Source organism: Bacillus sp. z50, from assembly GCF_058313585.1.
The window spans coordinates 79,506-101,979 of record NZ_JBZFQL010000003.1 but is presented as its reverse complement, the minus strand read 5'-3'; the positions used below and the strand labels follow the sequence as shown (position 1 = coordinate 101,979).

The 22,474-nt window shown below is 38.7% G+C and carries 22 protein-coding genes; 7 read left to right on the top strand and 15 right to left on the bottom strand.

What is annotated here, in order from left to right:
• Positions 1-141 precede the first annotated feature (141 nt).
• On the top strand, positions 142-522 hold the full coding sequence (locus tag AC4G3N_RS09885) for a DUF4183 domain-containing protein (RefSeq protein ID WP_491090121.1): 381 nt from the start codon (positions 142-144) through the stop codon (positions 520-522).
• A 231-nt stretch (positions 523-753) separates the two neighbouring features.
• Positions 754-2,403 (top strand): glutamine--tRNA ligase/YqeY domain fusion protein, encoded by a 1,650-nt coding sequence (locus tag AC4G3N_RS09880; protein ID WP_491090120.1) that lies wholly within the window; start codon positions 754-756, stop codon positions 2,401-2,403.
• 70 nt (positions 2,404-2,473) lie between these two features.
• Here the strand turns inward: AC4G3N_RS09880 and AC4G3N_RS09875 are convergent, their stop codons facing one another.
• Positions 2,474-3,343 carry an AraC family transcriptional regulator gene (locus AC4G3N_RS09875; RefSeq protein WP_139892056.1) on the bottom strand — a complete coding sequence of 290 codons (870 nt, stop codon included), beginning with the start codon at positions 3,341-3,343 and terminating at the stop codon, positions 2,474-2,476.
• A gap of 112 nt (positions 3,344-3,455) precedes the next feature.
• On the opposite strand from AC4G3N_RS09875, the gene AC4G3N_RS09870 reads away from it, so the two are divergent.
• Positions 3,456-4,721, top strand: a complete 1,266-nt coding sequence (locus AC4G3N_RS09870) for a dicarboxylate/amino acid:cation symporter (RefSeq protein ID WP_373925486.1) — start codon at positions 3,456-3,458, stop codon at positions 4,719-4,721.
• A gap of 181 nt (positions 4,722-4,902) precedes the next feature.
• Here AC4G3N_RS09870 and AC4G3N_RS09865 read toward each other — a convergent pair whose 3' ends face one another.
• A complete protein-coding gene (locus tag AC4G3N_RS09865) occupies positions 4,903-5,082 on the bottom strand; it encodes a hypothetical protein (protein WP_491090119.1) in 180 nt (59 codons plus the stop codon).
• A gap of 141 nt (positions 5,083-5,223) precedes the next feature.
• Positions 5,224-5,937 (bottom strand): class I SAM-dependent methyltransferase, encoded by a 714-nt coding sequence (locus AC4G3N_RS09860; protein ID WP_491090118.1) that lies wholly within the window; start codon positions 5,935-5,937, stop codon positions 5,224-5,226.
• 160 nt (positions 5,938-6,097) lie between these two features.
• On the opposite strand from AC4G3N_RS09860, the gene AC4G3N_RS09855 reads away from it, so the two are divergent.
• The gene (locus AC4G3N_RS09855) at positions 6,098-6,331 is read left to right on the top strand and encodes a hypothetical protein (RefSeq protein ID WP_066109526.1); all 234 of its coding nucleotides are present in this window, start codon (positions 6,098-6,100) and stop codon (positions 6,329-6,331) included.
• A 39-nt stretch (positions 6,332-6,370) separates the two neighbouring features.
• Here AC4G3N_RS09855 and AC4G3N_RS09850 read toward each other — a convergent pair whose 3' ends face one another.
• Positions 6,371-7,576 carry a class I SAM-dependent rRNA methyltransferase gene (locus AC4G3N_RS09850; protein ID WP_491090117.1) on the bottom strand — a complete coding sequence of 402 codons (1,206 nt, stop codon included), beginning with the start codon at positions 7,574-7,576 and terminating at the stop codon, positions 6,371-6,373.
• A gap of 149 nt (positions 7,577-7,725) precedes the next feature.
• Here AC4G3N_RS09850 and AC4G3N_RS09845 point away from each other — a divergent pair, with 149 nt between their 5' ends.
• On the top strand, positions 7,726-8,394 hold the full coding sequence (locus AC4G3N_RS09845) for a lysoplasmalogenase (protein WP_139892054.1): 669 nt from the start codon (positions 7,726-7,728) through the stop codon (positions 8,392-8,394).
• Positions 8,395-8,479: 85 nt separating this feature from the next.
• On the opposite strand, the gene AC4G3N_RS09840 is transcribed toward AC4G3N_RS09845, so the two are convergent.
• From AC4G3N_RS09840 to purU, 6 genes are all read right to left on the bottom strand, one after another.
• Complete coding sequence (locus tag AC4G3N_RS09840; RefSeq protein WP_491090116.1) at positions 8,480-9,664, bottom strand: NupC/NupG family nucleoside CNT transporter; 1,185 nt, start codon at positions 9,662-9,664, stop codon at positions 8,480-8,482.
• Between the two features lie 233 nt (positions 9,665-9,897).
• Positions 9,898-10,296, bottom strand: coding sequence for a cytidine deaminase (locus AC4G3N_RS09835; RefSeq protein ID WP_066109535.1), 399 nt, complete (start codon positions 10,294-10,296; stop codon positions 9,898-9,900).
• A 31-nt stretch (positions 10,297-10,327) separates the two neighbouring features.
• Positions 10,328-11,002, bottom strand: coding sequence for a deoxyribose-phosphate aldolase (deoC, locus tag AC4G3N_RS09830; RefSeq protein ID WP_066109538.1), 675 nt, complete (start codon positions 11,000-11,002; stop codon positions 10,328-10,330).
• Positions 11,003-11,032: 30 nt separating this feature from the next.
• Positions 11,033-12,334, bottom strand: coding sequence for a pyrimidine-nucleoside phosphorylase (locus AC4G3N_RS09825; protein WP_139892051.1), 1,302 nt, complete (start codon positions 12,332-12,334; stop codon positions 11,033-11,035).
• Positions 12,335-12,590: 256 nt separating this feature from the next.
• Positions 12,591-13,529: a DNA-binding transcriptional repressor DeoR gene (gene deoR / locus AC4G3N_RS09820; RefSeq protein WP_491090115.1), complete on the bottom strand. Its 939-nt coding sequence runs from the start codon at positions 13,527-13,529 to the stop codon at positions 12,591-12,593.
• A 48-nt stretch (positions 13,530-13,577) separates the two neighbouring features.
• Positions 13,578-14,477: a formyltetrahydrofolate deformylase gene (gene purU / locus AC4G3N_RS09815; RefSeq protein WP_491090113.1), complete on the bottom strand. Its 900-nt coding sequence runs from the start codon at positions 14,475-14,477 to the stop codon at positions 13,578-13,580.
• A gap of 401 nt (positions 14,478-14,878) precedes the next feature.
• On the opposite strand from purU, the gene AC4G3N_RS09810 reads away from it, so the two are divergent.
• Positions 14,879-16,342, top strand: a complete 1,464-nt coding sequence (locus AC4G3N_RS09810; RefSeq protein ID WP_491090112.1) for an alpha-amylase — start codon at positions 14,879-14,881, stop codon at positions 16,340-16,342.
• Positions 16,343-16,452: 110 nt separating this feature from the next.
• Here AC4G3N_RS09810 and AC4G3N_RS09805 read toward each other — a convergent pair whose 3' ends face one another.
• From AC4G3N_RS09805 to AC4G3N_RS09795, 3 genes are read right to left on the bottom strand one after another with little or no spacing between them, the layout of a single operon-like run.
• Entirely contained in the window at positions 16,453-17,235 is a 783-nt protein-coding gene (locus tag AC4G3N_RS09805) for an ABC transporter ATP-binding protein (protein WP_491090111.1), read from the bottom strand.
• A gap of 16 nt (positions 17,236-17,251) precedes the next feature.
• Positions 17,252-18,256: a FecCD family ABC transporter permease gene (locus tag AC4G3N_RS09800; protein ID WP_491090110.1), complete on the bottom strand. Its 1,005-nt coding sequence runs from the start codon at positions 18,254-18,256 to the stop codon at positions 17,252-17,254.
• Entirely contained in the window at positions 18,253-19,281 is a 1,029-nt protein-coding gene (locus AC4G3N_RS09795; protein ID WP_066109560.1) for a FecCD family ABC transporter permease, read from the bottom strand. Before AC4G3N_RS09795 ends, AC4G3N_RS09800 begins: the two co-directional genes overlap by 4 nt.
• Before the next feature lie 162 nt (positions 19,282-19,443).
• On the opposite strand from AC4G3N_RS09795, the gene AC4G3N_RS09790 reads away from it, so the two are divergent.
• Positions 19,444-20,388, top strand: coding sequence for an ABC transporter substrate-binding protein (locus tag AC4G3N_RS09790; protein WP_066109564.1), 945 nt, complete (start codon positions 19,444-19,446; stop codon positions 20,386-20,388).
• A 53-nt stretch (positions 20,389-20,441) separates the two neighbouring features.
• Here the strand turns inward: AC4G3N_RS09790 and AC4G3N_RS09785 are convergent, their stop codons facing one another.
• On the bottom strand, positions 20,442-21,230 hold the full coding sequence (locus tag AC4G3N_RS09785; protein WP_139892045.1) for a carbon-nitrogen family hydrolase: 789 nt from the start codon (positions 21,228-21,230) through the stop codon (positions 20,442-20,444).
• Positions 21,231-21,368: 138 nt separating this feature from the next.
• Positions 21,369-22,397, bottom strand: coding sequence for a UDP-glucose 4-epimerase GalE (gene galE, locus AC4G3N_RS09780; RefSeq protein ID WP_491090109.1), 1,029 nt, complete (start codon positions 22,395-22,397; stop codon positions 21,369-21,371).
• Positions 22,398-22,474: the final 77 nt, after the last annotated feature.

Genomic DNA, 22,474 nt, shown 5'->3' with positions numbered 1-22,474 from the left:
GCTTCACTTCCCTCGTTACCTCCTCACCTCAAAATGGTTTCATTAAACCTTTTTATTCCTTTTTCATATATATATACACAAGGGTTAAAAGTTTAGTGAATAAAGATATTTTGCATGACCTGTTACAAAGGAGTGTTTATTTTGCCCTTAGTAATTATGAAATTGGCTATTGAGGCTACAACTACCACTACGGTATCTCCTATATCTACAAGGTATTTTACAGTCGTAACAGGCGATGTTGCCGGGGGTGCTACACTTACGCTTGATACTGCTGAATTTTTTGATGATGCCGGAAATACGCCAGCAGGCTTGCCTGCATTAAATCCAGATAACACTACCACTCAATTATTTATAAATGGCGTACTCCAAATGGATGGGATTTATGTCTATACACCGGGTGCTACAGGTGCAGGAAGTGTAGTGATTACCGTTCCTGAAGCGGGGTCTATTCTGGCTGGAAGTCCAATTGTGCTCGAAATTGTCAACTATACACCTACTACCATTACGGATGTCGACACATAAACAAAAATGGGGTTAATTCCTTATTAACCTGGGATACCTGCTCCAGGCTATCTTTTTTAAGCAATATGATGTATTGGCAAAGGTAAATACAGTTATACTAAATACAAACAATAAAATTACTATATTAGAAGAACGCACAAATAGTGAAAATGTAATTATTTTTAGGCTTCTTGCGACATGGGATTATTTCCATTAGAATGAAACTACTAGTTTATGCGAAAGAGGTTGAAGATGGTGGAGCACAATACGTCAAATTTTATTCGTAACATCGTTATTGATGATATAAAATCAGGTAAAACAGATCAAATTATTACTCGTTTCCCTCCTGAACCAAATGGTTATTTGCATATTGGACATGCAAAATCTATCGTTTTAAATTTTGAACTTGCTGATGAATTCAAAGGAAAAACAAATCTACGTTTTGATGATACAAATCCGTTAAAAGAAGATACGGAGTATGTTGAATCTATTAAAGAAGATGTCAAATGGCTTGGATTTGATTGGGACAACCTCTTCTTTGCCTCTGATTACTTTGAAGAAATGTATAATCGCGCCATCTTGTTAATTGAAAAAGGATTGGCTTATGTTGACGATTTAACCGCAGACGAAATCCGTGAATATCGCGGTTCTTTAACTGAACCAGGTAAAGAGAGTCCCTACCGTAACCGCTCTGTAGAAGAGAATTTAGAGCTATTTAAACGTATGCGTAATGGTGAATTCGGCAATGGCGAAAAGGTACTTCGTGCCAAAATTGATATGAGTTCACCAAACATCAATTTGCGCGACCCGGTTATTTACCGAATCGCTCATGCAACTCACCATAACACTGGTGATAAATGGTGTATCTATCCTATGTATGCTTTCGCCCATCCAATTGAGGATGCAATTGAGGGTGTTACTCACTCTATTTGTACGTTGGAGTTTGAAGACCAGCGTCCGCTTTACGACTGGGTTATTAAAGAATGTGAGATGGAAAGAACACCTAGACAGTATGAGTTTGGCCGTTTAAATTTAACAAATACAGTTATGAGTAAACGTAAGCTAAAACAATTGGTTGAGGAAGGCTATGTAGATGGCTGGGACGATCCAAGAATGCCTACCATTTCCGGTCTGCGAAGAAGAGGCTATACTCCAGAAGCAATTCGTAATTTCTGCCGAGAAATTGGTGTCGCTAAAACAAGCGGAATTGTGGATGAGAAAATGCTCGAGCACTTCGTAAGAGAAGATTTGAAATTAAAAGCACCAAGAACGATGGGAATCTTAAAACCATTAAAGGTGGTTATCACCAACTATCCGGAAGGACAAGTTGAAATGCTTGATGCAGAAATCAATCCAGAAAATCCTGAGATGGGAACTCGCCAAATTCCATTCTCAAGAGAAATCTATATTGAGCAAGAGGACTTTATGGAGAATCCTCCAAAAAAATATTTCCGACTATTCCCTGGAAATGAAGTGCGTCTGAAGCATGCTTACTTCATCAAATGTGAAGAAGTTATTAAAGATGAGGAAGGCAATGTGATAGAGCTTCGTTGTACCTATGACCCTGAAACAAAGAGTGGAACTGGTTTCACTGGACGTAAAGTAAAGGGAACTATTCACTGGGTTGAAGCTACACAAGCTATTCCAGCTGAATTCCGCTTATATGAACCGCTTATTCTTGATGAAGAAGCAGAGGAAGACGGAAGCTTCCTTGATCATGTAAACCCTAACTCATTAATTATTGAAAACGGCTTTGTTGAGCCAAATATGAAAGATGTTCAACCTAATGAGAAATTCCAATTCTTCCGTCATGGGTACTTTAATGTTGACCCTAAGGATACAACAGCTGAACATTTAACCTTCAACTTAATTGTATCTCTGAAGAGTTCCTTTAAAATCTAAGGCTATAAACACTGAAGGACCGTGGTCATACACGGTCCTTTGTCATGTTGATTTGAAATGGAATCGGTTTTTATTCATAATTACTTGCTTTTAAATACTCCCTCGGTGACAGCCCAAACTCCTTTTTAAAGGCCCTTACAAAGGTTGAATAATCATTAAAACCTGCACTTTGGGAAATATGTGTCATGGATTCCCCCTTCGAGAGCATCGATTTTGCTAGATATAATCTCTTCTGCAAGATATACTGATGCAGCGTGTACCCTGTATAGGATTTAAACTTTCTCATTAAATGATACTTACTCAAAAAACATTTTGATGCTAATACCTGTATAGAAAGATCCTCATTTAAATGTTGATTAATATACGTTAAGACTTCTGTTATATTTTTATCAAAAAGGATATCCTGTGAATGCGCTGCTGCTTCATCATGAATAAAAATACGATTAATAATAATCAGCAATTGCATTAACAGAGCCGATTTTAAAATATCATCTCCAAAAGCAGCCTCCCGTTCAGTCTCTATTAATTCCTGAACAATGCTTTTGATTTTTTCAAGTGGCTTATCTGTAATCCGTATTAGATTAATTTCACGACGGGCAGCCAAATCAAAACACATCAATAAATTGCTATTTTCTCTGCTATGTTTGGAAACCATAGCTGGGTCGAACCAAATGATAAAACGCTCATATTCTTCCGTTGGGTCAATAATAGGCTTATGGATTTGTCCATGCCCTATGATGAGCAAATCCCACGGCTTCAGTTTATAAGCCTTTCCTTCTATCATATAAGTGACGTTTCCTTTAATAAAGATGATGATTTTATTAAAATCATGATAATGATATTCGAATTCATTCACAATTTGGTCTTTAATGTGAAAGACTTTTATTTCCTGATTTAGGATTCCCCTTCTCTCTGATTGCCATCTATTGAATTCATGCATGATATTCCTCCTGTTTAAGAGCACTTTTTACCATGTTTTAAGCAATATTTTCATAGAATGTGGTAAAATAGTCAAGTATGCTTATAGTACTAATTATTGAGAGGCAGTGAAAATAGTGAAACAAATCTTTTTAAATTATAAAGGTTCCATCATCTTACTGCTGGCGATCGCGATTGGTGGGGTAGCCGGTTATCTGATCGGTCCCGATATAGCAGTTATTAAGCCATTCGGGGATTTATTTCTGAACTTATTATTCATGATTATCGTTCCGCTTGTATTTTTCAGTATCACTTCCGCTATTGCAAATATGAGTGAAATGAAGCGTCTCGGAAAAATCATGGGCAGTATTGTCATCGTGTTCTTCACAACCGCTCTTATTGCGGCGGTACTCGGCTTTATCGGTACAACTTTTATGAATCCAATTGGGGATTCCGATGTATCATCCATTAAAGAATTAATGTCAAACACTGAAGTGGTTGAAACAGAAGAAATTTCTTTCCTGGGCCAGTTAGTTAACACTTTTACAGTAAGTGATTTCTCAGAGCTCTTATCCAAAAATCATATATTACAATTAATCGTATTTTCCGTATTAGTTGGATTGGCTACAGCTATGGCTGGGGAAAAAGGTCGGCCTGTTGCACAATTGATGAGCTCAGCAACTGAAGTATTAATGAAGGTTGTCAAAATTATCATGTACTATGCCCCTATCGGATTAGGCTGTTATTTTGCCACAATTATTGGGGAGCTTGGGCCGCAAATTCTTGAAGGATATGCCCGTTCATTTGCTCTGTATATGATTTTAAGTATCATCTACTTCTTTGGTTTCTTTACTTTATATGCTTATATAGCAGCAGGCAAAAATGGTATCAATGTATTTTGGAAGAATGCCCTTCCTCCATCCGTAACTGCTATAGCAACATGCTCAAGTGCTGCTTGTATACCTATCAACCTGGAAGCTACTAAAAGAATCGGAGTTCCAGACGATATTGCTGAGACTGTCATCCCTCTTGGTGCCAATACACATAAAGATGGATCTGTCTTTGGAGGAGTTTTGAAGATTGTCTTTCTATTCAGCCTCTTCGGCAAAGACATGACAAGTGTATCAAGCATTTTAAGTATTCTTGCTGTTTCCTTCCTTGTCGGAGCTGTCATGGGAGCTATACCTGGCGGCGGTATGATAGGAGAAATGCTCATTCTTTCTGTATTTGGTTTCTCACCAGAGGTGCTGCCAATTATCGCTGTAATCAGCACAATTATTGATATTCCTGCAACCTTATTGAACTCAACTGGAAACACAGTATGTGCAATGCTCGTAGCTCGTCTGGTTGAGGGTAAAAACTGGCTGCAAAACTCACTTAGTAAAACAGCTAAAGCATAACTTCAATGAATTAAAAAACAGCAGACAAACTTCCTATGTGAAAGAAGTTTATCTGCTGTTTTTTCTATCATCAAAAATCCCACTCTTTAAAATAGTGCACAAGATGCTGGGCGTGCAAATTCTCCGAGTCACGTTTCCACGGTCAACAAAATCCGGTAATCTTTAATGCTCCAATTATTTATCATTCATAAATTAATAGTTTTTCAAAGATATCCAGTGTTGTTCCAGGGTAAATACCTCTTCGTGGAATTTCGAGCTTACTATCACTTCGAGAAGCCATACCATCTTTAATCGTGAAAGCTATGTCCGTATCTAGTTCTTTAAGGATCAGAATTAAACAGGAAAAGTTTAGCACTTCCATGTTCATAATTCCTTAACGTAATCTAACCTAATCCAGAGTACTTCTTGCTTTGAAGATCATATGACATAGAAGAAACCCCTTCACACGAAGGGGTTTCTTCTATGAAACAACCTGCTTATAAAATCAGGTGCTTCTATAACATTATTTTTGCGCACGAATTATCCGATAGCCCATTGCTTCACGATATTGAAGCACAAACGTTTCATGCTGTTCCATTAAATCAAATATTGCTTCAGGAACCTCCTCTGATGGATGAAACTCTGTCAAAGGCTCATGATCATCATAAAAGGATGGCAACGTTCTAATTTGCACGTCCGCAAACCCGGCCTTTTTCATAGCGTCTCTCCATCTATCTTCGTTCCACATCTGTTGAAATCCATAAAACTGTCCAATCTGTTTTTGTTCTATTTCAGAAAGCGGTCCTTGCATGGTCAGTTCAATGGCATACAAAACACCACCAGGCTTTAATACTCTTAGCATTTCTCTAAGAACAGGCTCTATTTCAACAAAGGATAGAACGGATTCAGCCAGAACATAATGAGTGGATTGATTCTTCATTGGAATAGCTTCCAACGAGGCTTCTACTGTCTGTATAGGTAATTGCAATTGCAAAAACCTGTTCTTTGCTTTCTGAATCATGAGTGGGTGGGCATCGAGCGCTATAATGTTTGCATGATAGGTATTATATAAATAAGCACTGGTTTGTCCCGTACCACAGCCCGCATCAAGAATGACGGTGTCTTGATTAATAGGCTCATCCTTCAGCATAATTTCTGTTGCCCTTAGCCCTCCCGGATGAGCTCCTCCAATTCCAAGCTTAGATAATAAATCCATATACGTAAATGTGGTCATCATCCACCTCTGTCAGTGTTTTACACATTGTATGCCTCTTCTTTTTTTTGGTTCTTGGCTTAGCATTGGATTTTTTATTGGAATTTTAGGTAAACAAACAGTCAAGTTGTCCATCTATCAATACAATACAAAGAAGACATTATTTGAAAGGGGCATCAGGTAAATGAACTATTACAACCTATGCAATAAACATATTGGTCGAAATGTGCGCATAACTGACCGTCATAATCGTGTTCATGCCGGGACAATCACAAGAGTCACTAGAAGCCATGTATGGATTAAGCCACATGGCGGACAGAATGGCTATGGCTATTGGGGCTGGGGCGGAGGAGGCTGGGGCTATCCGGTTGGACTTGGCCTTATTACCGGCTTTGCTCTAGGAGCTTTATTTTTCTAAAAAAGAAGGCCTCGTATATTCATTACGAGGCCATTTTTATTATCTTGCTAATTGGATAAACACTACTTTTAAGTAATTACCTTCTGGGTATTCATTGATCGTTCTAAAATCATCCGGTAATGAAAATTCTTCAACAATTTTATATTTCTGATGCATTTCCTTACATGCACTGTCGATAAAAGATTTGAATTTATCCATTCCAAACAGGCTGCAATTTGTTGAAGCAACAATCAGACCACCTTTTTCAGTGATTGCGATTGATTCCTTCAGCAGATTTGTATAATCCTTTGCTGCACTGAAGGTGAATTTCTTGGACTTTGCAAAGCTTGGCGGGTCGAGAATAACCATATCAAACTTTAGCTCTTTTCTGCGTGCATATTTAAAATACTTAAATACATCCTCTACGATGATATCCTGTGCTTCATAATCAATTCCATTTACACTGAACTGTTCAATCGTTTTCGCCCGGCTTCTATTGGCAAGATCCACACTGGTCGTCTTTTTCGCTCCACCTAATGACGCAAACACAGAAAATGCTCCCGTATAAGAAAACATATTTACAACTGTCTTTCCTTTAGCATAGTGGTCCCGGATTGTTTTGCGTACATCACGCTGATCTAAGAAAACACCTACCATAGCACCATCATTCAGATTGACTGCAAAATGCACGCCATTTTCCTTTACGATGATTGGAAACTCACCTTCTTGCCCTTCAACAAAATCATCATCTTCAATGTATTTTCCTTTTGTATCGAAACGTTTTTTTTCATAGATTCCTTTAAAATCTGTTAATCTGCGTAAAGACTCTAAAACATATCTTTTAAATGAGTAGATCCCTTGGCTATACCATTGAATGACAAAATATCCATCATAAAAATCAATAATGAGACCGCCAATTCCGTCACCCTCACTATTGAACACACGGAAAGCTGTTGTATCTTCTTGTTGGAAATAGTGCACTCGCTTATCCAAAGCCTTTCGAATTTTTTCATCAAAGAACGCTTGGTTAATAGATTCATTTTCCTGTCTTGTTAATACCCAGCCATATCCTTTATTCTGCTTTCCAAAATATCCTTTGGCAATAAAGCGACCTGAATCATCAACAAGCTTAAGAATTTGACCTTCCTCCTGCAGTTTTTGAGGAGACACAATAGCCTCCTTTAAAATAAGCGGAAATCCATTTCTTAATTTTTTGCTATCTCTTGGTTTTACTTCACAAATTATTTCCTTATTATTTGAACTCATATATATTTCACATACTCTCTTTTAATCTTTTCTACTTACAGTATATCGAAAACTGCCTTCCTCTCAAAACTAATACTAAGTAAAATGAAGGATTTTCCGCTATCTCCATCAAATACTTTATGTTACATTCACAGGAAGGAGGGAATTACATGAAGGTTAAATTACTTACTCTTCTCATTTTAGTAATGAGTATTATCTATATTTTTTTCATTCCAGCTGAGCCGTTTGGAATCAAATTGCTATTCAAGCTCATTCCAATGTGGTTAATTATCTACTTTGCCTATCTTCAAAAACCTGCTGAAGGACACAAAAATAAAGGACTCATCCTTACCGGACTGTTTTTTTGTATGCTCGGTGATGGGCTGCTTCACTGGTTTATAATTGGGCTAAGCTTCTTTCTGATCGGACATATCATTTATATCGCAGGCTTTCTAAGGAGATGGAATTTCTCTAAAATTCGCCTTTTATCCATTTTTCCGCTCCTTGCATTTGACCTGATCATAGGCAATAAACTTATAAATGCCCTTCAAGAGACGGGAAATGATGGATTAATTATTCCTGTTGTTATCTATATTGGCGCTATTTCTTTTATGGCATGGGCAGCCTTCATGACGGGGAATTTATATGCGATAATCGGCAGCTTGCTCTTCGTCATTTCTGACACTATATTATCATGGAATATGTTTATATCTGATGTTCCATACTCGCATTTTTTAATCATGTCAACTTATTATGCTGCTCAATACACAATAGCCTCCAGTATTAGCAAGACATCTGGTCTGACCACTCCTTTACGTATAAAGCCGTTAAGGGGATAATTTCTGCGCAATACTGTAACTTTCAAACCTATTAAAAAAAGCAGATTCGCACGAATCTGCTTTTTTCTAATTTATATTTATATAACTAGAGAACCAAGCCTACAATAATACCGGATAATACACTTACAAGCGTAGCTCCAAAGAGTAATTTTAAGCCAAAACGCGCTACCACATTTCCTTGCTTTTCATGTAGACCTTTCACTGCACCGGATATAATTCCGATTGAGGAGAAGTTTGCAAAGGAAACAAGGAATACAGAGATAATTCCCAGTGTACGTTCACTAAATGTATCTGCTATTTCTGTCAGGCTAATCATCGCAACAAACTCATTAGTTACTAGTTTAGTAGCCATAATTCCACCTGCGGATACTGCTTCCGACCATGGTACACCCATTATGAAGGCAAATGGTGCAAAGATATATCCAAGTATTTGTTGGAAGGATACACCAATAGTCATATCAAACAAGGCATCTATACACGCCATTAACGCCACGAAACCAATTAGCATGGCTCCTACGGTAACTGCGACTTTAAAGCCATCCATGATATATTCACCAATCATCTCGAAAAAGGTTTGTTTTTCTTCCTCTTCTGCTACAACGAGAATATCTTCTTTATCATCAACTTCATAAGGATTGATCAGTGAAGCAATAATAAATCCACCAAATAGATTGACCACTAAAGCGGTTACGACATATTTAGGATCGATCATTGTCATATATGCGCCGACAATCGACATTGAAACTGTAGACATAGCCGATGCACATAAAGTATATAAACGGTGAGGCGGTAATTGCCCCAATTGTTTTTTCACCGTTATGAATACCTCTGATTGTCCGACCATAGCTGAGGCAACTGCATTGTATGATTCAAGTTTACCCATTCCGTTCACTTTACTTAACAGAAGGCCAATTCCCTTCATAATAAAAGGAAGTATTTTAAAGTGCTGCAATATTCCGATTAATACGGATATAAAAACAATTGGCAGTAATACTGTAAGGAAAAATGGTGCTTCTCCTTCATTTGCCATTCCGCCAAACACAAATGATATCCCTGCTTCTGCAAATTCCAGTAAATATCCAAATACTGTGGCAATCCCTTGGATTAAAACAAAGCCGAATTTAGTATTTAATAATAAAGCTGCTAACGCAATTTGAATAACAACCATTAACCCAATATATTTATACTTGATTTGTTTCCTGTTTGAACTCACTAACAAAGCCAACCCTACCACTGCAAGTAACCCGATGATTGAAATTAAATATTTCATAATTCCTCCACTAAGATGTTTAGATTGTTTTACGTACACCTTAACTAAAAACCCATTCTTCATTACAGAATCCGGCTCCAATACTACCTGTTTAGAGATTGGAGCCGAAAACTGCTCTTGGTTAATGACTTAAATTATCCCGTTCAAGCTGCCGCTAAGCGCCAGTGAATTCGAATAGCTCAACTATTGGTCGGCGCGGGTTTAAAGTCCCCCACCGAGGCATTAGTTTCACTTTATTTCCCCATGTCCGTCGATTTAAAAAATCCTGGCAGTAATTCTGCAATTGAAGTTTCCAACAGATCACCCTTCAAGTTGGATAGATAGACTTTTGTATTGTTATCACTAAACTCAGCTATTACTTGTCGGCAAGCTCCACATGGTGAAACCGGACCTTCCGTATCGGCAACAATAGCAATTGCCTCTACTTTTGGTTCACCTTCTGAAACAGCTTTAAATATGGCTGTGCGTTCAGCGCAATTTGTCAGGCCGTATGATGCATTTTCGATATTACATCCACGGAAAACATGTCCACTTGTAGTTAAGACAGCTGCTCCCACCTTAAATTTAGAATAAGGTGTATATGCCTGTTTACGTGCTTCGATTGCTTCTTGAATTAAACTGTTTTTATCCATTAGGGGGCCTCCCACATACTTCTTCAATTAATTAATAGTCTGAATTTGCTGTTTCGCCTTTTGCAATAGAAACTCCAGAGCTTGCACCAATACGTGTAGCACCAGCTTCTGTCATCGCTTTAGCATCCTCAAGACTTCTAACGCCGCCGGAAGCTTTAACTCCGATTTCTGCTCCAACTGTTTTTCTCATTAGAGCGATGTCTTCCACTGTTGCGCCGCCTGTAGAGAATCCAGTTGATGTTTTAACAAAGTCTGTACCAGCAGAAACAGCCAGCTGACATGCTTTCTCAATTTCTTCTTTTGTTAATAGGCATGTTTCGATGATCACTTTTACTAATGCTTTACCTTTTGCTGCATCAACTACAGCTTTAATATCAGCCTCAACCTCATCATAACGGCCATCCTTCATAGCACCGATATTGATTACCATATCAACTTCGTCTGCACCATTTTCGATTGCATTAGTCGTTTCAAATGCTTTTACTTCAGGAGTATTCGCTCCTAAAGGGAAACCAATTACTGTACATACTTTTACTTCCGGTGTATCTTTTAGCATTTCTGCACATTTTTTTACCCATGTTGGATTCACACATACAGATGCAAATTTATATTCCTTTGCCTCTTCAACAATTGTCGTTACTTGTTCTTCTCTTGCATCCGCTTTTAATAACGTATGGTCGATTAAAGATGTTAATTTTGTAGTCATGTCTTAATTCCTGCCTTCCAAAAGCTTATATTAATGAATTTCTGTGTAAATTAATGTTGGAGCCTGTACTTTTTCAGTACTGATGTTGTATGCTCCATAAATTTTTTCCAATACATTGGCAATTTCTTCTGAGTTGGAATGTACAGTTACAAGTGATTCGCCTTCCGCAACTTCATCGCCAACTTTTTTATTCAAAACAATTCCAACAGCCAAGTCAATTACAGATTCTTTCGTAGCACGGCCTGCTCCAAGCATCATGGCAGCAACACCAATTTCCTCCGCCTGAATACCAGCAACATATCCAGAAGATTTTGCAGGGACTTCAATAAGGTATTTAGCCGTTGGAAGTTTGGATGGATCATCTATCACAGATGCATCCCCGCCCTGTGAAGCAAGGAATGTTTTGAATACTTCAAGCGCTTTTCCATTATGCATAACTTCCTCAAGCATGCCACGTGCCTCTTCAGTTGTTTCAGCTTTACCAGCTAGTATGACCATATGGCTTCCCAAAGTTAAGCATAGTTCATGTAAATCAGCCGGACCTTTACCTACTAATGTGTCGATAGCTTCTTTAATTTCCAATGCATTACCAACTGCAAATCCAAGTGGCTGACTCATATCTGAAATGATAGCTTTTGTATTTCTGCCAACTCCATTCCCGATATCAACCATTGCTCTTGCCAATTCTTTTGCATCATCAAGGTTTTTCATGAATGCGCCATCGCCTGTTTTAACATCCAGGACAATAGCATCTGCTCCAGCTGCAATTTTCTTGCTCATGATGGAGCTTGCAATTAGAGGAATAGAATCTACTGTTGCTGTTACATCACGTAATGCGTATAGCTTTTTATCAGCTGGTGTTAAGTCACCGCTTTGTCCAATAACAGCGATTTTATTTTTATTTACAAGATTAATAAAATCCTCATTTGAAATTTCCACATGAAATCCTGGAACAGCTTCCAGCTTATCAATGGTTCCGCCTGTATGACCTAGACCACGTCCGGACATTTTCGCAACCGGTACTCCAAGTGCTGCTACTAAAGGTGCCAACACAAGTGTAGTTGTGTCACCAACACCACCAGTGCTATGCTTGTCTACTTTTACGCCCTTTATTTGTGAAAGATCAATTTGATCTCCTGATTCAACCATTAACTCAGTTAGGTTAACTCTTTCTTCTTGAGTCATACCTTGAAAATAAATCGCCATAGCAAATGCTGACATTTGATAATCGGGTATACTTCCATTCGTAAATCCTTCAATAACAAACTGGATTTCACTTTTATTCAACTCATGACCGTTACGTTTCTTTTCAATAACGTCAACCATTCTCATGATTTTACACCTCATTTTTGAATTATCGTAAAATAGCCACCATTACTTGGAATAACCATGTAAGTGAAAATATTGGTAGCACTTACAAAACTAACTATACCATATTAATTGAACAAAAGTAACATTAAAGTATGAACAAATGTAAAACATTTTGTGAGCGTATCCTTATTGACCCCTTCATCCAATTTTTAACACCAAAAACCTCCTATTAGGATAAACAGGAGGTTAGAACCATATTCATATATAGGTGATATATTTATTTATCCAAAATAAACCTTGCCGTATATTGATCGGTGATTAATACATTGGCGAATTGTCCCTTTAGAGCCGCGTGAATGGAATCTACCTTTTGGGTGCCGCCGGCAACCAATATCGAATATTCTTTTACCTTCAGCTCCTCAAGGTCAATTCCCAAAGTACGTTCGTTCAATGAGTTGTTACATATATTTCCTTTTGAATCGAAAAAGCGTGAACAAATATCACCCACAGCCTTAGAATAAAGCATCTCCAAGTCTTCTTCCGTAAAATAACCAAGTTTAAAGAGCAGAGATTCTGGTTTAACCGGCCCACATGTGAATAATGCAATATTAGCTTCCTTTCCAGTTTCAATAATTCCTTTAATATGTCTGTCTGCCATCATTGCTTGTTTAACAACTACCTGGTCGACAATCGCCGGTAAAGGTAAATGCAATGGAGTAGTACGGAAAGCCTTCCCGAATAAATATAGAATTTCTGATACATAGGTATGCGTCTCGGAATGGCTGATTCCACCTTTAAGCTGCACAATCTTCACATTATTTACTGCCTTTTTCTTCAACTCGACTGCCACATGATAGAGAGTCGTTCCCCATGTCACTCCTATAATGTCATCATCCTTAACAATTGTATCAAGATATTCTGCAGCCTTTAATCCGATAGAAGTTTTGATAGTGTGATCCTCATATTGTGGTACAGGTGTTACTACTGCCTTTTTTAACTTATATTTTTCTTCAAGTTTAACCTCAAGATTCTCCAAATTTTCTTCCATATCATCTATTTTAATCTGGACAATCCCTTCTCTTTTAGCCGTTTGCAGCATACGTGACACCGTAGGCCTTGAAACACCGAGTTTTTTTGCAATTTCATTCTGTGTATAATCCAGTAAATAATAAAGTTTAGCAGCTTCTATCACTTTACTTTTTTTATCCGCTTCCATTTTGGTCCCCTAGTTTTCCACTAATTTTTACTCTTTTATTTCATTGACCTAAAAAACAATTGTCTTATTCCCCTGAACAATAATCCTGTCCTGTAAGTGCCATTTCACAGCTTTGCTCAGCACATTTCTTTCAATGGATTGTCCTATTTTCTTCAATTGCTGAATATTATCCTGATGATTAACCCGCATAATATCCTGTTCAATGATGGGCCCTTCATCTAAATCATCTGTTACATAATGACTGGTTGCTCCAATTAATTTAACCCCTCGTGCAAACGCTCTTTCATACGGTCGTGCTCCCATAAACGCCGGCAGAAAGGAGTGATGAATATTAATGATTTTATTCTCATATATTTCAACAAAGCTTGGCGAAAGAATTTGCATGTAGCGCGCTAACACGATTAGATCGATTTGATGTTTATCGAGCAGCTCCTTCTGCCTTAACTCCGCATCTTCCTTTGTTTCCTTCGACACAGGTATATAGTAAAAAGGGATGTGCAGCGATTCTACCAACTCTTTAGCAGCCAGATAATTACTGATTACGATCGGAATCTCTGTCATTAAATCTCCTGATTGCCACTCCCATAGCAGCTCTCTTAAACAATGGAGCTCCTTTGAAACAAATATAGCCGTTTTCTTTATGTGATAGTTAAAAATTATATCCCACTTCATCTTAAACTTATTCGCTATTGAAAGAAATTCTTCTTTTAGTTTCTTCTCGTTTTTAGCCAGATCAGGGCATTCGAATTCGATCCTCATAAAAAACGTACCGCCATTACTGTCTGTTGAATATTGATTTGATTCCAGGATGTTAGCGCCTTGTTTAAACAAGACATCAGATACTGCTGCCACAATTCCTTTTTTGTCCGGACAGCTAATTAGCAGGCGCCCTTTATCTCGCTGACTCTCTTTATACAGATTTACATGCTTTTCAGCGATCGTTTCCATTCCCTCACCATCCTGATCTGCACAGATATGTATTTATCCGCTTACATTCCTTACATTTTATCACAAATATTCCATCCTACCTGCTGAAATATTTTTATACTAATAATTTAATTGTTTCGGTAAAAGAGCAAAATGTAGCACTTCCTCATCAAGCCTTTATAATCGTTGATTTGCCAGCATTATAATTTTATTCACCAACGTTCTTATTCACCGTGTGAATGTTGATTCTTTATACGTTTTGACTATTTTTTATCCCATCTTAAGAGACGCATTTCTCGCAATAAATACGATTTATTAATTATATTTTCATTTCATGTTTCTAAAGGTATGCTTAGCGGGTAAATAGGTAAATATTGTTTTATTAGTTGAAGCTGCTAATAGAGAGATGCGAGGTGGTACAAATGGGGCATAACCATACAATGATGCAATTTTTTGAGTGGCATATTTTACCTGATGGTACTCATTGGAAACGGTTGAAGGAATTAGCGCCAGTATTAAAAAACTGCGGAATAGATTCTGTTTGGATCCCACCCCCAACGAAAGGACAAACACCTGAAGATACAGGTTATGGTATATATGATTTATATGATTTAGGGGAATTTGATCAAAATGGTTCTGTACGCACGAAATATGGTACGAAGGATGAGTTGATAGAAGCAGTTGAAGCATGCAAAGAAAATGATATTTGTGTGTATGCAGACATCGTTATGAACCATAAAGCAGGTGCGGATGAAACAGAGAGATTTAAGGTTGTAGAAGTTGATCAGAATGACCGTACACAAGAGATATCGGAACCATTTGATATCGATGGCTGGACGAAGTTCACGTTTCCCGGGCGCGGTAATACGTATTCTGATTTCAAATGGAATATGGAGCATTTCAATGGAACTGATTATGATGAAGGAACCATTCGAACAGGTGTATTTAAAATTCTCGGTGAAAATAAAGGCTGGAATGAACATGTTGATAAAGAGTTTGGAAACTATGACTATTTAATGTTTGCCAATATTGATTATCGCCTTCCAGATGTACGAAATGAAATGAAAAATTGGGGAAGATGGCTCGCTGAAACCATTAAATGTGAGGGGTATCGCTTAGATGCCGTTAAGCATATTGATTATACCTTTATTAAAGAATTTGCCATTGAAATGAGAGAAGCTCATGGTGATGACTTTTATATGGTGGGAGAATACTGGAATCCCGATTTACGGGCATGCCAGGAGTATTTAGAAAAAGTTGATCATACACTTGATTTATTTGATGTGCCTCTCCACTATAAATTACATCAAGCTTCTCAAATGGGACGAGATTTTGACCTTACAACCATTTTTCATAATACTCTAGTAGAATCTAATCCTTTAAATGCGGTAACCTTCGTAGACAACCATGACTCACAGCCGGAAGAATCTCTGGAATCATGGATCGAAGATTGGTTTAAACCATCTGCTTATGCACTCATCTTACTTCGCCATGACGGTTACCCGTGTGTTTTTTACGGGGATTATTATGGAGTTGGCGGCGAAAACCCAGTTGGGAGAAAAAACAAACTGATTGATCCGCTTCTTTATGCAAGGGTCCATAAAGCCTATGGAGAACAGGTCGATTACTTTGACCATCCAAATACCATTGGGTGGGTAAGATTAGGAACCGAAGAAAAGGAGAACTCTGGCTGCGCTGTTGTTATTTCAAACGGTGACGAGGGCGAAAAAAGAATGTGTGTAGGAGCTGAACGTGCCGGAGAAATATGGACTGATTGTACAAGCAACCGACCAGATAAGATTAAGATTGACGAGGAAGGCTGGGCAACATTCCCTGTAAATGGTGGCAGTGTTTCTGTGTGGACCAAGCCTGACCCAGAAGATTAAAAAGCTTAAGCTAGAGTAGCATCCAGAATTTATATAAACAGGGGGCTTTTGAGTGATGAAACACTGTTTACTGCAGTGTTTCATCACTCATAGCCCCCTCATATTTTTCATCATTTCACTAAATCATACGAAATGATTGCCGGTTTACCGGTTCTGGGATCCTCTACAATAGAAGCATCAATCTGGAATACTTCTTTTAATACTTCCGAACTCATAACTTCATTAGAACTCCCCTGTAAAATTAACTGACCCTTTTTAATCGCAACCAATTCATCTGCAAACCGGCTAGCATGATTCAAATCATGGATCACCATCACAATGGTTCGGCCATCCTCGTGATTCAGTTTTTTTAAAAGCTCAAGAACCTCCAGCTGGTGAGCCATATCCAAATACGTGGTTGGTTCATCCAGTAACAATAACCCCGTCTCCTGGGCAATTGCCATTGCAATCCATGCACGCTGACGTTGCCCGCCGGATAAGGAGTCCACTGCATGATCTTTAAAATCACTTAATCCAGTAACACGAATCGACCAATCGACCATTTCTCTGTCATGTTCATTTAAGCGTGAGAAACCGCCCTGATATGGAGTTCTTCCATAAGAGACCAAGTCGGTTACAGATAGACCGTTAGGAGCCTCCGGTGACTGGGGCAGGATGGCCATTTTTCTGGCAATCTCCTTTGTAGGTGTATTCTTAATATCTTTTCCATCTAAAATAACTGATCCGTACATAGCAGGATGTAATCTTGCCATTGTCTTCAAAATGGTCGATTTTCCACAGCCATTTGGACCAATAATGGCTGTAATCGCTCCTTTTTTTATATCTAAATTCAGTGAAGGAACAATTACATTTCCGTCGTAGCCTATTTTTAAATTCCGAGCTGATAATTCCAAAAGGTTTACCCCTCCTCTACTTTGATTTCATTAAAAGATAAATAAAATATGGAGCACTGATAATAGAGACGATTACCCCTGAAGGAATATCGACACGGAACATATTTTTACCCAGCATATCTGCCAACAGCAAAATAAAGGCTCCAATCATAGCTGAGGCTGGTAAAAATGCACCATGTTTAGGACCAACAAGCTTCCTTGCAATATGGGGTGCTATTAGTCCAAGAAAAGCAATCCCCCCGCCAACTGTCACACCTAACCCAGCCAATGCAACTGCGGCACCAATTAAAACTAAGCGCTCTTTTTCTGTACGAATTCCCAGTCCTGTCGATACAAGACTCCCAAGATTTAATACATTCAGTGTGTGTGATTTATATAAAATAAATGGAATTAAGATTAAAAACCACGGCAGCAAGGCCCACACATATTTCCACTGTGTAGCCCAAAGATCTCCGGATAACCAGACCATCGCTTTCATGAAATCATGCGGATTCAATCTGAGCTGCATGGCAGTTAAGACAGCTGAAAATCCAGCATTAATACCGATTCCAACTAAAAGAAGGCGAATCGTGTGCAGCCCTTTCTTCCATGATAATGCCAATATCAATACGGCTGTAAGCATGGCACCGGCAAATGCAAACAAAGGCATAATAAATGTGCCTATCTGGCTCTGACTGCCAAGCGTAGATTGAAATACAGTGATATAAATTAATACAGCAAGACCAGCTCCGGCATTAATACCTAAAATCCCAGGCTCCGCTAATTCATTCTGAGTAACTGTTTGCAATACTGCTCCCGATACAGCCATTCCTGCTCCTACCAAAATAGCCAGTAAGATAGCAGGCAACCGGATTTCAAATAAAACAAGCTCCTGCTTAACTGTTCCATTTCCCACAATCGTCTGCCACACCTCTGCTGGTGAAATACTGACTCTTCCTATATTCAGACTGATTAAACTGACCGCAATAATTAGTATGAACAAAGCAATCCATACTCTTGGCAAATTAGTAATCTTCTTCAAAACAATTGCCTCCCTTCACTGCGAACAAGGTACAGGAAGAAAGGAACTCCAATAAGTGCTGTCATAACACCAACCGGAGTTTCATATGGGGGATTAATCACTCTTGAGGCAACATCGGCCAACAATAACAACGCACTTCCGAGAACAGCTGCGAGAGGCAGTAACTTTCTATAGTCCGTTCCAATCAACATCCTGGTTATATGAGGAATGACAAGACCGATAAAACCAATCGTCCCAGAGACCGCAACCGAGCTGCCAGTCAGTAATAAAATAACGATAATTCCTAAAGCTCGGACTAGCTTGATGTTAACCCCAAGCCCCTTCGTTACATCCGTACCAAGCGATAATAACGTAAGCGAATGTGCAATACTAAGTAAAATAGGCAATCCTATTAAGCCAACCGCTGTAATTATTTTTACCTCAACCCAATGACTATTCGCCAATTCACCTGCATACCAGAAGCTAATATTTTTCGTGACATCAAAATATAAAGCCATGCTGGTTGTCAAAGAACTTAAAAACATCCCAGTTGCCATACCCGCCAAAGCCAATTTAACTGGTGTTACCCCTCCTCTGGATAAGGCAGATAAAGAAAATACCAATAGGACAGCCAATCCTGCTCCAATCATGGATGCACTAATAGAACCCATTATGGATAATCCAGAGAAAACCGTTAATGATAAAACTAAAGCAAATGCAGCCCCATTGGATACTCCCAAAAGAGATGGTTCAGCAAGTGGATTTCTAGTCAATGCCTGCATAACAGCACCAGAAATGGCTAAGTATGCCCCAACAAGGCCTGCCATCAGTGCCCGCGGCAATCTGATTTCCCAAATAATCTGATGTGTCACATTATCAGGATTTCTATGGAGCAAAGCCTCCCATACTGTTGAAAGGTCTATCATTTTTGTTCCAATTATTAATGAAGTAATAAAAATAACTAGTAGTAGTAAAAAAGACAGCGGGAGAACAATGCCAATCCGTTCCCTGCGAGATGGAATATTTCTATCCTCGTTCTTCTGCACGTACGTTCAGTCCTTCAAAATTATAATATGTAGTCCAAAGGAATCCACCTTTCTAGTGTTACCTTAAAATGAATAGGTATGAATTTCCTTTGACCCTTCAAATGAGAATGATTATCATTAATAGTAACGAATTTATTTTACATACTAAAGGAGGATATAGCAATGGTAATAAATAATAAATACACACGTCTTCTGGTATTCATGCTGTGTGCAGTATTATTGCTTGCAGCCTGTGGCTCAAATGATGACAATGATACTTCTAACAAGGAGCAGTCTGACAAGAAGGTTACAGATGCAATCGGTGAAATGAGCTTCCCTAAAGACCCTAAAAGAATACTGGCACCAAATTTAGAGGATTATTTAGTCACTTTGGGCATTAAACCTGCTGCTCAATGGTCAATCGGTACAACTGTTCATAATTATTTACAGGATGAACTTAAGGATGTTCCTTTGATTTCATGGGATATGCCGATAGAAGATGTGATCGAAGCGGAACCAGACTTAATTATGTTCGAATCTGAAGCTGCTATTCAGGAAGGCCAGTATGAGGAATACAAAAAAGTAGCTCCAACCTATGTATTTAAGGAAGAAGATGCTGCTGACTGGAGAACTTTACTGACAAAAATGGGCGAGTTGTTCGGTAAAGAAGATCAGGCAAAAAAAGCAATTCAAGACTATGAGGATAAAGCTGCGGAAGCTAAAACAGCAGTTAAAGAGAAAATCGGAGATGAGTCTGCCGCTCTGATTTGGGTAACAGGCGGTCAGTACTTTGTTTTCGAGGGTGATCGTTACGCTTCAAATGTACTCTATAATGATTTAGGAATTAAGATGCCAACTTATATTAGTAAACTTGGTGAAGCACAGGCAACATGGCAGGGCACTTCACTTGAGGCATTAGCGGATTTGGATGCAGACCACCTCTTTATTGCTGCAGCGAGCGGCGAACCAGGAATGGAAACATTGGAAAACAGCTCTATTTATAGATCCATTCCGGCTGTCCAAAAAGGAAATGTTTATACATTTGAAGATTCCAGCAACTGGACAACCAATGCTAAAACGGCCAATGCTAAAACAATCGATTTGGTACTAGATTCCTTAACTAAATAATAAACAAAGGAGGCTCTTTTTTAAGAGTCTCCTTTTTATTGTATGTCTGAAGCTTACTTTTTTCTATTATATAAATCCTCTCTTCGGTCCTCAAAAACGGAGATGCGAGTTCGTACCTGATCGACTTCCTGTATGTTTAAGTCAGCATAAAGGATAGATTCTGCTGTAGAACCAATTGCAATTGTATCGCCCCATGGATTGATAACCATGGAAAACCCGCCGAATGTGTTATTAGGATCTTTTCCGACTCGGTTGACAGCTATAATAAATAGCTGGTTTTCTATGGCTCGTGCCTTCAAGAGCGTTACCCAATGATCCACTCTTGCTTCCGGCCATTCTGCCACTACGAATATAAGCTTTGCTCCCGCCAAAGCATGTTTTCTTACCCATTCGGGAAAGCGGATATCATAGCAAATCAGGCCTCCGCTCATGTTCCCATCTATCTTAAATAAATTCTCTTTTTGTCCCGCTATAAGATATTGATGTTCATCCATTACGTTAAAAAGATGAGCTTTATCATACTCAGATATGACCTCTCCAAAGCGATTGAATACATACATTCTATTAAAATACCCTTTTGAGGTTTTCACAGAAACAGAGCCGCCAACAATATTGACATTGTACTTTAAGGCCAGTGAGGAAAGTAGCTTAATCGTTTCCTTTCCTTCAAGATCAGCAAGATCCCCCAGCTGTTGCAGTGCATAGCCTGTATTCCACATTTCAGGTAGCACAATACAATCCGCACCATTCTGGGCCGCCTCAGATATAGACTCTGTTACATGCTTAAAATTTTCATTTGGCTTTCCATACTCGATATCCATTTGTACACAGGCGATTTTCAGGTGGCTTCCCCCTCTCTCTTCTATTAAATAGGTTATTTCAATACATGGCTGATAGCAACTTTGATGCTATCTGTTTACCCAATATGTAAATGAAAATGGAATCGGGCTTAATCATCAACTCCATCATCCAATTCTCCACTAAGAATTTATAATTGTCTGATCATAACCATTCGGATTTTGCCTTTGCCATTTCCATGAATCTGCGCACATATCCTTCAGACTCTTTTCTGCTTTCCAGACCAGTACCTTTGCGGCCTTTACGGAATCAGCGTAACTAACAGCCACATCACCGGGCCTCCGTTCCACTAATTCGTAAGGGATTTTCCTTCCGCTAACACTCGCGAACGCATCCACCAGGTCCAGGACACTGTATCCGTTTCCTGTTCCAAGGTTAAATGCTTCTACTCCGGATCTACCCTGCAGATATTCCAATGCCTTCAAATGGCCCTTCACTAAATCGACTACATGGATATAGTCGCGGACACCCGTACCATCATGAGTTTCATAATCGCTGCCAAAAACGGATAATTTATCTCTTTTTCCAATGGCAACCTGTGTGATATATGGCATTAAATTATTGGGAATACCACTTGGATTCTCACCGATTCTTCCTGATTCATGAGCTCCTATAGGGTTGAAGTACCTCAGCAAAGCGATACTCCATGCTGGATCGGAAACATGCAAGTCACACAGAATTTCCTCTATCATTAATTTTGAACGTCCATATGGATTGGTTGCTGATAATGGAAAGGACTCATCAATCGGTACCCGATCCGGCATACCATATACAGTGGCAGAGGAACTGAATACCAGCTTCTTCACCTGATGCTTCGCCATAACTTCACATAGTCTGATGGTACCCGTCACATTATTTTCATAATATCTCAGAGGCATTGAAATGGACTCACCAACTGCTTTTAAACCGGCAAAATGGACAACTGAATCAAAATCATATTTTGCAAACAATTGGTCAATAGCTTCCTTATCTACTAAATCTATATTATAGAAAGGAAATTTCCTACCAGCTAACTCTTTCACTCTTTCAATTGCTTCCACATGACTATTAGAGAAATTATCCAGCACCACAATATCATAACCCGCTTTTAAGAATTCAACCGCCGCATGGCTGCCTATATAACCAGCACCACCTGTAATGAGTATCGCCATCCATGATCCACTCCCCTGTTTCTCACGATTGGTAATCAGAAATACACACACTAATTTTACCTTATTTAGAATTATGT

Bases quoted from the DNA above. Each gene is read 5' to 3' on its own strand.
- AC4G3N_RS09880 (WP_491090120.1), top strand. From the start codon at position 754: ATGGTGGAGCACAATACGTCAAATTTTATTCGTAACATCGTTATTGAT.
- AC4G3N_RS09875 (WP_139892056.1), bottom strand. From the start codon at position 3,343: ATGCATGAATTCAATAGATGGCAATCAGAGAGAAGGGGAATCCTAAAT.
- AC4G3N_RS09865 (WP_491090119.1), bottom strand. From the start codon at position 5,082: ATGGAAGTGCTAAACTTTTCCTGTTTAATTCTGATCCTTAAAGAACTA.
- AC4G3N_RS09860 (WP_491090118.1), bottom strand. From the start codon at position 5,937: ATGATGACCACATTTACGTATATGGATTTATTATCTAAGCTTGGAATT.
- AC4G3N_RS09855 (WP_066109526.1), top strand. From the start codon at position 6,098: ATGAACTATTACAACCTATGCAATAAACATATTGGTCGAAATGTGCGC.
- AC4G3N_RS09850 (WP_491090117.1), bottom strand. From the start codon at position 7,576: ATGAGTTCAAATAATAAGGAAATAATTTGTGAAGTAAAACCAAGAGAT.
- AC4G3N_RS09845 (WP_139892054.1), top strand. From the start codon at position 7,726: ATGAAGGTTAAATTACTTACTCTTCTCATTTTAGTAATGAGTATTATC.
- AC4G3N_RS09840 (WP_491090116.1), bottom strand. From the start codon at position 9,664: ATGAAATATTTAATTTCAATCATCGGGTTACTTGCAGTGGTAGGGTTG.
- AC4G3N_RS09835 (WP_066109535.1), bottom strand. From the start codon at position 10,296: ATGGATAAAAACAGTTTAATTCAAGAAGCAATCGAAGCACGTAAACAG.
- deoC (WP_066109538.1), bottom strand. From the start codon at position 11,002: ATGACTACAAAATTAACATCTTTAATCGACCATACGTTATTAAAAGCG.
- AC4G3N_RS09825 (WP_139892051.1), bottom strand. From the start codon at position 12,334: ATGAGAATGGTTGACGTTATTGAAAAGAAACGTAACGGTCATGAGTTG.
- deoR (WP_491090115.1), bottom strand. From the start codon at position 13,529: ATGGAAGCGGATAAAAAAAGTAAAGTGATAGAAGCTGCTAAACTTTAT.
- purU (WP_491090113.1), bottom strand. From the start codon at position 14,477: ATGGAAACGATCGCTGAAAAGCATGTAAATCTGTATAAAGAGAGTCAG.
- AC4G3N_RS09810 (WP_491090112.1), top strand. From the start codon at position 14,879: ATGGGGCATAACCATACAATGATGCAATTTTTTGAGTGGCATATTTTA.
- AC4G3N_RS09790 (WP_066109564.1), top strand. From the start codon at position 19,444: ATGGTAATAAATAATAAATACACACGTCTTCTGGTATTCATGCTGTGT.
- galE (WP_491090109.1), bottom strand. From the start codon at position 22,397: ATGGCGATACTCATTACAGGTGGTGCTGGTTATATAGGCAGCCATGCG.